13 protein-coding genes are annotated in these 11,889 nt (G+C 54.2%); 7 read left to right on the plus strand and 6 right to left on the minus strand.

What is annotated here, in order from left to right; all coding sequences use genetic code 11:
• The 3 genes from ON072_RS08725 to ON072_RS08735 form a co-directional block, all read left to right on the plus strand.
• On the plus strand, positions 1–574 hold a 574-nt coding region (locus ON072_RS08725), incomplete at its 5' end, for a hypothetical protein (protein WP_274626025.1).
• A gap of 225 nt (positions 575–799) precedes the next feature.
• On the plus strand, positions 800–2,074 hold the full coding sequence (locus tag ON072_RS08730; RefSeq protein ID WP_082052669.1) for a serine hydrolase domain-containing protein: 1,275 nt from the start codon (positions 800–802) through the stop codon (positions 2,072–2,074).
• Positions 2,075–2,299: 225 nt separating this feature from the next.
• Positions 2,300–2,755: a hypothetical protein gene (locus ON072_RS08735; RefSeq protein ID WP_208136073.1), complete on the plus strand. Its 456-nt coding sequence runs from the start codon at positions 2,300–2,302 to the stop codon at positions 2,753–2,755.
• A 129-nt stretch (positions 2,756–2,884) separates the two neighbouring features.
• Here ON072_RS08735 and ON072_RS08740 read toward each other — a convergent pair whose 3' ends face one another.
• Entirely contained in the window at positions 2,885–3,283 is a 399-nt protein-coding gene (locus ON072_RS08740) for a (R)-mandelonitrile lyase (protein WP_044735080.1), read from the minus strand.
• A gap of 102 nt (positions 3,284–3,385) precedes the next feature.
• Here ON072_RS08740 and ON072_RS08745 point away from each other — a divergent pair, with 102 nt between their 5' ends.
• A complete protein-coding gene (locus tag ON072_RS08745) occupies positions 3,386–4,282 on the plus strand; it encodes a LysR family transcriptional regulator (protein WP_144379906.1) in 897 nt (298 codons plus the stop codon).
• A gap of 66 nt (positions 4,283–4,348) precedes the next feature.
• On the opposite strand, the gene ON072_RS08750 is transcribed toward ON072_RS08745, so the two are convergent.
• Complete coding sequence (locus ON072_RS08750; RefSeq protein WP_025009025.1) at positions 4,349–5,284, minus strand: LysR family transcriptional regulator; 936 nt, start codon at positions 5,282–5,284, stop codon at positions 4,349–4,351.
• A gap of 172 nt (positions 5,285–5,456) precedes the next feature.
• Between ON072_RS08750 and ON072_RS08755 the strand changes: the two genes are divergently transcribed.
• Together ON072_RS08755 and ON072_RS08760 are read left to right on the plus strand one after the other, a co-directional pair.
• Complete coding sequence (locus ON072_RS08755) at positions 5,457–6,746, plus strand: DUF2254 domain-containing protein (protein ID WP_144379907.1); 1,290 nt, start codon at positions 5,457–5,459, stop codon at positions 6,744–6,746.
• A 60-nt stretch (positions 6,747–6,806) separates the two neighbouring features.
• On the plus strand, positions 6,807–7,382 hold the full coding sequence (locus tag ON072_RS08760; protein ID WP_144215803.1) for a hypothetical protein: 576 nt from the start codon (positions 6,807–6,809) through the stop codon (positions 7,380–7,382).
• 83 nt (positions 7,383–7,465) lie between these two features.
• Here ON072_RS08760 and ON072_RS08765 read toward each other — a convergent pair whose 3' ends face one another.
• Both ON072_RS08765 and azu read right to left on the minus strand, forming a co-directional pair.
• Entirely contained in the window at positions 7,466–7,702 is a 237-nt protein-coding gene (locus ON072_RS08765; RefSeq protein WP_025009029.1) for a YdcH family protein, read from the minus strand.
• A gap of 1,056 nt (positions 7,703–8,758) precedes the next feature.
• Complete coding sequence (gene azu, locus ON072_RS08770; protein WP_101059385.1) at positions 8,759–9,226, minus strand: azurin; 468 nt, start codon at positions 9,224–9,226, stop codon at positions 8,759–8,761.
• Between the two features lie 208 nt (positions 9,227–9,434).
• On the opposite strand from azu, the gene ON072_RS08775 reads away from it, so the two are divergent.
• Complete coding sequence (locus ON072_RS08775; RefSeq protein WP_274626026.1) at positions 9,435–9,956, plus strand: DUF2059 domain-containing protein; 522 nt, start codon at positions 9,435–9,437, stop codon at positions 9,954–9,956.
• Positions 9,957–10,023: 67 nt separating this feature from the next.
• Here ON072_RS08775 and rbsK read toward each other — a convergent pair whose 3' ends face one another.
• A complete protein-coding gene (gene rbsK / locus ON072_RS08780) occupies positions 10,024–10,929 on the minus strand; it encodes a ribokinase (protein WP_093982167.1) in 906 nt (301 codons plus the stop codon).
• A 3-nt stretch (positions 10,930–10,932) separates the two neighbouring features.
• A complete protein-coding gene (gene rihA / locus ON072_RS08785; protein WP_274626027.1) occupies positions 10,933–11,871 on the minus strand; it encodes a pyrimidine-specific ribonucleoside hydrolase RihA in 939 nt (312 codons plus the stop codon).
• Positions 11,872–11,889: the final 18 nt, after the last annotated feature.

Genomic DNA, 11,889 nt, shown 5'->3' on the forward strand with positions numbered 1-11,889 from the left:
TTCCTGGATGGCACATCGCATTGCAGAACTGATAAAAGAGGCCGAGAAGTGCGCTGAAGATTCGGAAGTCGCTGAGGCTTGTTCAACTGCAATTTTAAGTTTGTGGGAGCATCGTTCAGCATTACCGGAACACCTTCGCCCATTAGGTGACCTCAAACCCGTAATAAGGACATTAGTGGCACTTGATGTTGAGGGTAATGAGCATCATTTCTACCGCCCTGCTCTTCGAGAAGCGGCAACTGCCGATGTTGAAAGCGATGTAAAGGAGTGGCTCGATTTGGCCATTGGGCTCGACTACTCAGCACGTTTACTCATCAGATACGCCTTGAAAAATGCAGCAGAAAAATCAGTACTGAAAGCTGAACCATGGGTTCAACTGGCTCTGGAGGCTGGTGCTACTGAAGGCGCAGAGGCCCTACTCGTTAGATTTGTTCTCGATGAAGATGAGAATAAAGAGTCGGAGATAAGGAAGGCTAAGTTGGAAGAAAGGCTGTCAAAGCTTGGAGGTTTTGTTGCATTAGCCTCGGAAATGATTGGGAGCTTAGAGGCCGAACTGGAAGCGCTGAAGTCATAGCTTTTCGCATTACGAATACATGCCGAAAGGAGATAAAATTAGTCAGCTACAGCTGAGTTTGTTAAACAGCCTGGCAGCGGGACCTTTTGCTCCCGGCAATACTCGCCATATTTCTCTCACAACAACTTGAACCCACTGCCAAAGCCCACTAGGTTAGTGTGGTGCAATGGAAGGCGGGATAGTCTAGCTCGCCGGTATGCGATAACAGATAGGGAGAGGCTGTTTATGTTCAATCGAGTGTTGAGTCGGGAGTGCTTGGGAGCCAGGCCCTTTGGCAATAAGGTGGTCGTCAGCGCCAAGAGGTTTTGGGCTTATCTGCCTATCCATGCGTCTATCTTGGTCTCTGTGAGTTTGCTGAGCGCCTGCAATTCGGATTCACAAGAAGTGGTGCTCAATCCTGTCGACACGGCCAAGATGCAGAAGACGGTGGAACAACTGGCCAAGGAGATGCTGGTGCCCGGCGCCGTGGTGATTCTGCGAACGCCTAGGGGCGACTTTAAAACCGCCTATGGGGTAACCCGTTATGGCGGCAGTGAAGCGACTGACTTTGATCAGCATGTCAGGGTGGGCTCCAATACCAAGACCTGGGTCGGTACCGTGATTTTGCAGATGGCGCAGCAAGGGCGACTGCAACTGAGTGACACTGTCTCCATGTATCTCGACAATGTGCCAAACGGTGAGTCGATCACCATAGAACATTTGCTTACTATGCGCAGCGGCCTGTTCAATTACAGCACCACGCTCGAGTTGAATCAGACACTTGATGAGCAGCCAACCAAGGTGTGGACTCAGACTGAGCTGCTGGCAATGAGTTTTGCCCATAAGCCAGGTTTTGCCCCCGGCAGCGCATTTGAATACTCCAATACCAATACCGTCTTGCTGGGACTGATCGCCGAGCAAATCGATGGCAAGCCGCTGGCGGCTGTGATGCAGCAGAGGTTGTTTGCCCCCTTGGGTCTTGAGCGGACTCTGTTTCCCGATATCCATTCGAATACTCTTCCCACGCCCTTGGCGCGGGGTTATATGTATGGCACCAATGTGTTGACTATGGATCCGCCTTATATGCTGCCCGAAAAGATGCAGCGAGAAGCCAGAGAGGGCATTCTGGCACCCATAGATCAAACCGAGGCCAATCCTTCCTGGGGCTGGGCGGCCGGCGCCGGGATCTCCAGTGCCAATGAGTTGGCAACCTGGGTAGAGGCTTTGGTTGCCGGAGAATTGCTGGATGCCGATTGGCAGCGAAGGCGTCTGGATAGTGTCAGGCCGATAGATCCCGATAATCCCAACACTGCCTATTATGGCCTGGGGATCGCCAAGTTTGGCAGCCTCTATGGTCATACTGGTGAGCTGCCCGGCTATAACTCCTTTATGGGACATGATCCCGTCAACAAGGTGACTCTGGTGGTTTGGACCAACCTGGCACCGGCGGTGGATGGCAAAGATCCGGCTACCACCATAGCCGCGGCCCTAATTAACATGCTCTATATTCCATCCAGTTAGCGTTAAACCCGCGCCGGGGAAGGAGAGCCTTCCCGGCAAACCTCCGGATTAGCCTCTTCCAATTTGCGCCATAAAGCTATCGCCTAGCATGATTTTATGCCTTGCAGTTTTCTTGTGCTCCCTTGAGTTGCGGTGCTGCGCATTTTGGTAATGATTTGTTCTTAATACAAAATATCTCTATCATTGCCGCTCGGCTGTTGGTTGGAAACGTTTAGAAGGGAATCCATGAAAGAACTTGTCAGGGAAAACAAACGGCCGGACTTCAGGCTGTTGCAAAGCTTTGTTGTTCGTACTTTGGTGGGCGCTATGTTCGCCTACTATCTGGTGTATCTCGCCAATGAGCCTTTTGAGCATCAGTTGGCCTATATCGCCGTGTGCGTCCTGTTGTCGCTGCTGATGGACTATTTAACAGCCAGAAGCAAAGGCGCATTGGAGGTCAAACTGGTTGAAGGTAAGTTAGTCTTGCTTGGGGTCACCATAGAGATAGCCCGGATAGAACAGGTACTTTACTGCCAGAGCAAGCGCTTTGAACACCAACTGAGGTTTCGTTTCAAGGATCACACCTATCAGGACTTTGAGCTATCCGAGCCGTCACTGATAGCCGATTTGCAACTTTACTATTTTTTGCTGGATAACCAATTGCCGGTGAAAATGCTGGACAATGCCGAGCGCCTCAACTGAAGCGCCGGCACCTGCCTTGGCTGCACCCTATATCAAGCCTATTACCCGTGTGAAGGGTATTATTCAGGTGAGCGCCATTATCCGGATATCGCTTCAACCGGGTCGAAAACCGCTCCGGGCTGATCGGCATCAAGCCTGATATTCATCATCAGTGACTTTTTCCATCCAGATGGCCGCCGGTGCTGTCTCCGATGCTTCGGCTACGGCCACATGGCTCATGGCCCTGTCTTGGCTGGCCCCGTGCCAGTGTTTTTCGTTGGCTGCAATCCATACGGTATCACCGGCTTCAATCAGCTGTTTCGGCTCACCGGCTTTTTGGATCCAACCCTTTCCTTCCGTGACATACAAGAGTTGCCCGGCGCCGTGGGCATGCCAGGCGGTGCGGGCACCGGGCTCGAAGGTGACCAGTGCGGCACCGATACGCGATGGGCTGCCGGGTTCAAAGTGATTATCGATTCTTACCCGACCGGAGAAGGTGGCTTCCGGGCCCTGAAGGGATTGGCTGGCAGCATTTTTGATAATTTTCATGATCTGTTCCTGTGTAGATGAGGACTTGCATTCGATCTTAGCCGCGCAGATTATGTAAATTAAATGATATGTCAGTATTGGCTTTATATTTGAGATTCATATATGAGACGGGAAGAGCTGGGGGATTTATGGGTGTTTCAGGCGGTAGTTGAAGAGGGCAGCTTTACTCGCGCCGCGGCCAGGTTGGGGACATCACAATCCTCTGTCAGCCATACCATAAGGCGCCTGGAGCAGCGCCTCAATGTACAACTGTTGAATCGAACCACCCGCAGCGTGGCTGCCACTGAGGCTGGGCAGCAGTTGCTGCAGACCCTAAGGCCTGCCTTTGGTCAGATAGCCGAGCAGTTGGAGCGACTCAACAGTTTCAGGCAAGAGATCAGCGGCCACATTCGGCTTACCGCCACCAAGTTTGCCGCCGAGTCGATATTGCTGCCGGTGGTTAATCGCTTACTGGCGCAGCATCCACAGCTGCAAATCGAGGTTTCTGTAGATCAACAGCTGCTTGATTTGGCCGCTCAAGGTTTTGATGCCGGGGTACGATTGGGCGAGCAGGTGGCCAAAGACATGGTTGCCGTGCGTATCAGCCCGGATCTGCGTATGCTGGTGGCGGGCTCGCCGGATTACTTTTGCCGCCATGCAAAGCCGACCATCCCCCAGGACTTGACCGGGCATAACTGCATTAATCTGCGTCTTCCCACTTCGGGCGGCTTGTATGTGTGGGAGTTTGCCAAAGAGGGCCGCGAGCTGAATGTGCGGGTAAGCGGCCAGCTTATCTGCAATGAACCGGTGTTGGTGACTAAGGCGGCAATAGCCGGTGCCGGGCTCTGTTTTCAACCTGAGGATGCGTTGGCGCCGGCGATAGCGGCCGGTGAACTGCTCCCGGTGTTGGAAGATTGGTGCCCGCGGTTTGCCGGTTATCACCTCTATTTTCCGAGTGGGCGTCAGCACTCGGCCGCTTTTAGATTACTGATTGATGCGCTCAAGTATTCAGGCGCTTAATTGAACCGTTACTGTATTGACCTGTAAACCAGAGCTTTGTTTTATAAGGCGAATTCTGGCGACGCCTCATTGCTGATTGGCCGGGATTACTGTGTCGGCAATCATCTGCCTCAGCCATTTGTGGGCAGGGTCTTGATTGAAGTGCTTGTGCCACAACAACACGTACGCACCGGGCACCAGATCTATCGGCACTTCCAGCGTCGCCAACTCAACATGTTGCAGCGCCTGGGCCGCATATTTGGCTGGCGCGCAGAGGATTAACTCGCTGTGGCGACATAACTCCAGCGCAGTGGGAAAGTCGGTGATATTGGCGCGGATCCGCCGGGTCTTGTGCTTCAGCGCCAACACATCGTCCAGCAACCAATGTTCGATACCGCCAAAGGCCACCTGCAGATGCTCGAAGCTGAGAAAACGCTCCAGGTTCCAGTCACCCTCAAGCGCAGGATGATTCGGCGGCAGCAGGCAGATGGGCTTGTCGCGGGTCAGCTCCAGATACTCGAGTTCATCCGGCAGGCTGTTGATATGCATCAGCGAGCGCGGATCCCACTCGCGGCAGCCTATGGCAAAGTCCAGCTCGCAGCGCAGCAGCTGCTCCATGGTGCCCGGGTACCAGGTCTTGCAGTTGATATCCAGCCCGGGAGCCTGGCGCAGCAAGGAAGGCATAAAATGCGGCAGAGTGAGGGAGTAGGCGGTTTCCACCAAGTGCATACGAAACTGACGTTCACTGGCGGCAGGGTCAAACTCGTCCGGTAGCGTCAGCCGCTCGGCCAACCTGAGCCATTGCTGCAGCTCTGGCCCCAGAGCCAGCGCTCTGGGAGTGGGTTTGAGGCCGAAGGCGCTGCGTTCAAACAGCGGGTCATTGAACAACTCCCGCAGGCGATTAAGCTGCTTGCTGACGGCCGATTGACTCAGGTGCAACCGCCTGGCCGCGCCGGTAACGCTTTGTTCTTCCAGCAGGACTTCCAATACCGGAAGCAGGTTGAGATCGACTTTCATTATTATCCTGGCCGCAGGGTAGAAGCTTAAGGGAAGGTGCTAATAGGTCCTGGTGACGCTCTGGCTTGCACTATAGGACTTGTTTGCACCTTCCCAAGTCTAACAGCTTGATCTGCCTGCCCAAAGAACAAAAGGCTGCTATTCTGGCCAGGGAGAGAGTCATCAAAGGAGTGGGATTATGCTGAGTAAATGGGGCTGGCGGCTGTTGCAATTGAGCCGAAAACTCTGGATGCGCACTGTGCTGTTTGCGATTCTGGCGGTGGTTACCGCATTGCTGGCGATAGTGGTGCAGGGGGTTATTCCCCCTTCGCTGTCGGGCATAATAGGTGCAGATGCGGTGGACAAGCTGCTCAATATCCTCGCCTCCAGCATGTTGGCCGTGACCACCTTTTCCCTTAGTGTGATGATTTCCGCCTATGGCGCAGCCACCAGCAATATTTCCCCCAGAGCCACCAAGCTGTTGATGGAAGACTCCACTGCCCAGCAGGCGCTGGCTACCTTTGTCGGCTCCTTTGTTTTCAGCATAGTGGGCATTATCGCCCTCAGTACAGGTGTCTATGGCGAAGAGGGGCGGGTGGTACTGTTTCTGGTGACTGTGGCCGTGGTGGTATTGATAGTGGCCACCATTCTGGTGTGGATCAATCATTTGTCCAAGCTAGGCCGGGTAGGGGAAACCACAGACAGGATTGAAAAGGCGGCCGGAGCGGCTATCCAGCGGCGCTGTGAGCATCCCTGGCTGGACGGGCGGCGCCTGGCATCAGAGGAGGATATTCCCAAAGGGGCTTTAGCTCTCTATCCGGCCGACACAGGCTATGTGCAGCATGTGGATCTCGGCAGCATCAATCAATGGGCCGAAGATTACGGTGCCGAAGCCTATATCACGTCATTGCCAGGTGCCTTTGTCCATCAGGGACGGCCATTGCTGTGGCTGAGTTTTCAGGCCGAGGATGGCGGTGTCGATGACGCTCAGTTACAGCCACTGCACAAGGCTTTTACCGTGGCCAATGAACGTTCTTTCGATCAAGACCCTCGCTTTGGGTTGTCGGTATTGGCCGAAGTGGCATCGAGGGCCTTGTCGGCGGCGGTGAATGATCCTGGCACAGCGATAGATGTGATTGGTCGCGGAGTCAGATTAATAGCCAAATGGCAGGTGACCGATGAGCAGAATCTGCCGGCGCCTGAGGCTATTCCCTATCCCAGAGTTTGGATGCTGCCGATACGTCTTGAAGAACTGTTCGATGACTTCTTTATGCCGATAGCCCGGGATGGTGCGGCGCTGGTGGAAATTCACATTCGGCTGCAAAAAGCCTTTCAAGCCTTGTCCAACCGGGCGGAGTTTAGCGAGGTGTGTCGCAAACACTCCGAGCTGGCGCTGGCCAGAGCCGAACAGGTACTGACGTTTGAGCCAGATGTTACACTGCTTCGGAAGCTTGCCGCCGAGCTACAGCAAGAGCCAAGTAACGGATAGCTGGCGTAGAACTCAGCTTGCGGCTATGCTATTCGCGGACTTTTTTATCAGGGAAAGATAATGAAACCTTCAAATCTATTACTTGTTGCCTCATTGGCATTGGCAGCGCCGCTGCAGGCTGCCGAAGATCCTGCCGTAGCCGAAGCCATTGAGGCCGGGTTACAACATTACCGCAAGGGTGAATTGAGCCAGGCCAGTTCACAACTGGATTATGCCTCAACCCTTATCCGGCAGCAGCGGGCCGGAGAAGTCGTAGGGGTATTTCCCGAGCCATTGCCGGGTTGGCAAGCCGATGATCCTTCAAGTGATACAGGTGGCATGATGTTGGGCGGGGGCATAAATGCCAGCCGCCACTACTACAAAGAAGACAGTGCGCAACTGGAGATAGAGCTGGTGCTCGACTCCCCCCTATTGCAGTCTGTTATGGCCATGCTGACCAATCCATCTATGATAGCCATGAGCGGCGGCAAGCTGGTCAAGGTTCAGGGGCATAACGCCATGCTCAGTAATGAATCCGGTGAGGCAGAGCTGACTGTGATAGTCAATGGCAATGCCATGTTCACTCTCTCGGGGGAAGGGGTTAAAGCCAGTGAATTGCAGGAGTTTGCCAACGCCCTGCATCTGGATAGGCTTTAAGATCCGGCTCGGAATCGAGCTAATCAGGATTTGATCATGGGCCCCTGCGGTTTAAGCTGCAAGGGCCTCTGTATTTGGGGTTATCAGCGCAGTAACTGCTGATAGAGCCAGGACTTGAGTTCGGCGCGGCGCAGTTTCAACTGGTTGAAACGTTCTTCTGCCGTGGGGACACAGTTTTCTTCCAATCCACGGATCTCATGGTCGAGGTCGTGATACTCGGCTGCCAGCTCGCGAAAGTGAGGATCGTTTTCCTTGAGTTGATGGATTTTCTGTTTGTGCTCCGGAAACTCCAGGATCAGCGCATGGTTTTCGCCCAACATAAGCTCTCTCCTTCAAATAGTGCCTGGCCGAAACAGGCTCAAGCCTTGATTCCTACTCTACCCAGCGGCGCTTTGTCTGTCATCCGCAGAAAGTCGACAAGTAACCATAATCCTGTTTAGTGGCAAGTGACCGCAATTTGCAACAACGCCAGCGGCGGCTCCAAAGGGAGGGGAATTGCTGCAATTCTGCAAGCATATCGTTGTTTGACATTGCTTCTATGTCCACAGAAATACGCCCATTTTCCGGGCACAGGCGGAACTGTGACCGTCGAAAACAAGGATGTTTTCGACCGCATTTGTTCCAGACAAATGTCGGCATACACTCCATCCATGGAGATAAGAGATGTACTCGCAGCGAGTCACAGAATCGCCTGTGCATAAGCCTGCGGCAGGCAATGGGAGGCCGTCCGTCGCTGGAAGCCCTGCCAATACTAATTAGTAACTTTTAGTTAGAAGCCATGATAGCCGCTGTGCCAGCGGCCTAAAGTCGTGGTGTTCCACACCACACCGGACAAGGGGCTTTGCTTGTCCAAAGCCCCTTGCATCCCCAAGGACACCCCGACGTAGCCGAAATCCCCGCTGGCTTATGAAGCAAATTGGCTACACTCAGGACTCGCATCCCTGCTCGACCTTCGAGCCTCGACATCCCTGTCTCGACTACGCCAATTTGCAACAACGCCAGCGGCGGCTCCGAAGGGGATTGGTGCAATTCTGCAATCATAGCTTTGCTAGAAATTGCTTATATACCTGCAGACATACGCCTCATTTTCAGGCACAGGCGGAACTGTGACCGTCGAAAACAAGGATGTTTTCGTCGAGGCTACAGGGACGTATTAACGCCGTGTCACAGGATCGCCTGTGCAAGAGCTCACCGCAGGTGATAGGCCATGGCTGGAAACCAAGCCGATATTGATAGGTGATTTCATCCATAAGGCCAAGACAGGCAAGTTGTCACCGGGTTCCCTGACTCATTTGGCGAAAAGGCGGCTATTGGGTCTTGCGAAGGGGAAAGGAGATGTTTCTTTGGGCCCTCATTCGGGCCCAAAGCGTGCAGGCTTAGCCTTTGATGCTGAAGCTGCCTTGCATCACGGCCCAGTGGCCGGGGAAGGAGCAGAAGAAGTTGTAGCTTTCTTCCGGTGTCATGCCTTCAGTGCTGAAGCTGATGCTGACAGATTCGCCACCACCAACCAGAGGAGTGTGGGCAATCACCCGCTCGTCACCGTCTTTGACATAGGCGGCATCGGCGCCGGCTGCCATACCATCAGTAGCAATGCCCTGCATGTCGGCGCTCTTGCTCAGAACCCAGTTATGGCCCATGGCTGTCACTGGCAGGGTGCCGGAATGAGTCAATGTCAGTTCTACCGTCTTGCAACTGGCGGGAACGCTTAATTCCTTGGTATCAAATTGCATCGCATCGTTGGCTGTGATGGTCAGGCTGCATTCGTCGGCGCTGGCAGTGCTGCTGATAACGGCGCCGGCTCCCAACAGGGCAATACCCGCGAGTCTCTTGGTTAACTTATTCATTTTCAATTCCTTTTCTGGTTTTAGGGTCGATATTTCTCTCGACAGCACGAGAGCCCCGCAGGCTCCCGCCTGGGTCAATCATAACGGCATTTCCCTTAAATGAGAATTAATCTCAGAATTTTAACTGTCAGCCGAGGTTGGAGCAGCTGACAGTCGCTTGGGCTGTGATAGACTGACAGCCGAATCAATACTTGCCACGGAGGCACTCATGAAAGGTCCTGGTTTTTTGTCATCTCTGATCCTGGGCGGCATATTGCTCAGCAGCCCTTTGGCGTTGGCCGATGACAGCGCTCGCCGGGCTCAGGTGGAGCAGTTACTGCTGGAAATGCAGATGGACTCCATGATGGACACGGCTTATACCCAGATGGAAATGATGATTTTGGGCATGCAACAACAGTTCAATATCAAGGAGAGTGAAAAGCCTTTATTTGAAGAGTTTGCCCGCAAGAGTACGCAGATCTTCAAGCAGGAGCTGGGTTGGGACAAGCTGAAGCAACCGTTGACCGATATTTATGTCAAGCATTACAGCGACAAGGAAATTGCCGATATGCTGGCGTTTTATGCCAGTGATACTGGGCGCTCCATGGTCGCCAAGATGCCAGCCGTGATGCAGGAATCCATGATGGTGACTCAATCACTTAGCCAGGGGCTGCTGCCTAAGATGGAGCAGCTGCAGCAGGAGTTTGCCACCAAGCTTCAGGCCCACAGAGATGCCAATCCAGGCGAATAATTTGACTGGCAGCCAGCATAAAAAACGGGAGTCTATGACTCCCGTTTTTGTGGCGGTAAAGGCGTGATTACAGCTCGCGGCGGTAGGGAATTCCGCGCTGGGCGCCATGACGGGTCACGGCTATGGAAGCGGCCTTATTGGCAAAATCCACCGCTTGTTCCATGGCCAGCCCTTCACTTAAAGCCACCATCAGGGCACCGTTGAAGGTGTCTCCTGCGGCCACAGTATCAAGTACCTTGACCGGGTAGCTAGGCACCAAGCCCTCAAACTCGGGATGACGCACATAGGCGCCGCGGCTGCCGAGGGTGATCACCGCGGCGCCAACCCCTTTGGCTTGCAGAGCGGCTGCGGCTTTGGCTGCGCCGGCTTCATCTTCCACCTTGATACCGGTAAGGGCTTCTGCCTCAGTTTCGTTGGGAGTGATGATATCCACCAAGGCCAGCACATCGTCAGCCAGCGTGCTGGCGGGGGCCGGGTTGAGAATTGTCACTGTGTCTTGTTGCTTGGCCAGTTGCAGCGCGGCTTTGACCGATTCCAACGGCGTTTCCAGCTGTGCCAGCAGGTAACTGGCGCCTTCGAACAGCTCTTGATGACAGTGAACATCGGCTGGCTCCAGGCTGGCGTTGGCGCCGGCGGCCACCCCAATACAGTTTTCACCGCCATCGCCGATGAAAATCATTGCGCTGCCGGTTGCCATTTCCGGCACTTTCTTCAAGCCCTGAGGATGAATGCCATCGTCCAACCAACTCTTGATCATGGTATCGGCGATGGCGTCGTCCCCAAGATGGCAGATAAAGTCCACTCGGGTGCCAGGCTGCACCAGTCTGGCTACAGCAACTGCCTGATTGGCGCCTTTGCCACCGTGTTCCAAACGGTAGCTGCGGCTCATCAGTGTTTGCCCTGGCTCGGGCAAGTGACTGAACTCCATCACATGATCGGCATTGGCACTGCCGATTATCACTAGTCTACTCATGTATTAATCCTGATAGGCGTAGAGGCTTTCAACCAGCAGATCCACAAAGCCTTCACGATCCAGATGCATCAGCACCTTGGCGTTGGCGGGCTTGCCGGTTAAGTGATAGCGGTCGACAACCGTCATCCCTACAGTCAGCTCGCTCTGGGTTTCGATGGCCACATGGCAGTCCAAGCCGATGAACAACTCAGGCTTGAGCAGCCAGGCTATGGTGCAGGGGTCATGCAGCGGCGCGCCATCAAAGCCCCACTTGGGATCCTTGTGGTAGATAACAAAGAATTCCAGCAGATCGGCAACACACTTGGCAACCTTGTTGGGAATCGCGCGGAAACGGGCTACATCCTCTTCCATGATCTGCGCCTCATGGGTCACGTCCAGACCGGCCATGACGGTGGGGATCCCTGACTTGAACACCATGTCGGCCGCTTCAGGATCAACAAAAATGTTGAATTCGGCGGCAGGGGTCCAGTTACCGACACCGGCGGCGCCACCCATCAGCACTATCTGCTCGATACGGGACTTGAGTTCGGGATAGGCGCTCAGGAAAATAGCGATATTGGTCAAGGGGCCCGTGGGCACCAGAGTCACCGGCTGGCTGCTTTGGCGGATTTTCTCTGCCATCAGTTCCCAGGCCATCATTGGCTGAGGCTCAAAGGCGGGATCCGGCAGTTCTGGGCCATCGAGCCCGGATTCACCGTGAACACTGTCGGCAATGATCAGCTCCCTTGCCAAAGGCTTGGGGGCGCCGCTGGCCACAGGAATATCGGTTCTGCCCAGCAGAGTAAGCACTCGCATGGCGTTGTTGAGTGTTTTTTCCTGGGTTTGGTTACCGGCGCTGGTGGTCACGGCCAGCAGGTCCAGCTCAGGGTTGGCCAGGGCCAGGATCAAGGCGATGGCATCATCATGGCCGGGATCGCAGTCGAGAATGATAGGGCGTTTCATGCTGTTACTCCTTTAGCA

The organism is Shewanella sp. K8 (assembly GCF_028823715.1).
Lineage (GTDB): Bacteria > Pseudomonadota > Gammaproteobacteria > Enterobacterales > Shewanellaceae > Shewanella > Shewanella algae.

Bases quoted from the DNA above. Each gene is read 5' to 3' on its own strand.
- ON072_RS08730 (WP_082052669.1), top strand. From the start codon at position 800: ATGTTCAATCGAGTGTTGAGTCGGGAGTGCTTGGGAGCCAGGCCCTTT.
- ON072_RS08735 (WP_208136073.1), top strand. From the start codon at position 2,300: ATGAAAGAACTTGTCAGGGAAAACAAACGGCCGGACTTCAGGCTGTTG.
- ON072_RS08740 (WP_044735080.1), bottom strand. From the start codon at position 3,283: ATGAAAATTATCAAAAATGCTGCCAGCCAATCCCTTCAGGGCCCGGAA.
- ON072_RS08745 (WP_144379906.1), top strand. From the start codon at position 3,386: ATGAGACGGGAAGAGCTGGGGGATTTATGGGTGTTTCAGGCGGTAGTT.
- ON072_RS08755 (WP_144379907.1), top strand. From the start codon at position 5,457: ATGCTGAGTAAATGGGGCTGGCGGCTGTTGCAATTGAGCCGAAAACTC.
- ON072_RS08760 (WP_144215803.1), top strand. From the start codon at position 6,807: ATGAAACCTTCAAATCTATTACTTGTTGCCTCATTGGCATTGGCAGCG.
- ON072_RS08765 (WP_025009029.1), bottom strand. From the start codon at position 7,702: ATGTTGGGCGAAAACCATGCGCTGATCCTGGAGTTTCCGGAGCACAAA.
- azu (WP_101059385.1), bottom strand. From the start codon at position 9,226: ATGAATAAGTTAACCAAGAGACTCGCGGGTATTGCCCTGTTGGGAGCC.
- ON072_RS08775 (WP_274626026.1), top strand. From the start codon at position 9,435: ATGAAAGGTCCTGGTTTTTTGTCATCTCTGATCCTGGGCGGCATATTG.
- rbsK (WP_093982167.1), bottom strand. From the start codon at position 10,929: ATGAGTAGACTAGTGATAATCGGCAGTGCCAATGCCGATCATGTGATG.
- rihA (WP_274626027.1), bottom strand. From the start codon at position 11,871: ATGAAACGCCCTATCATTCTCGACTGCGATCCCGGCCATGATGATGCC.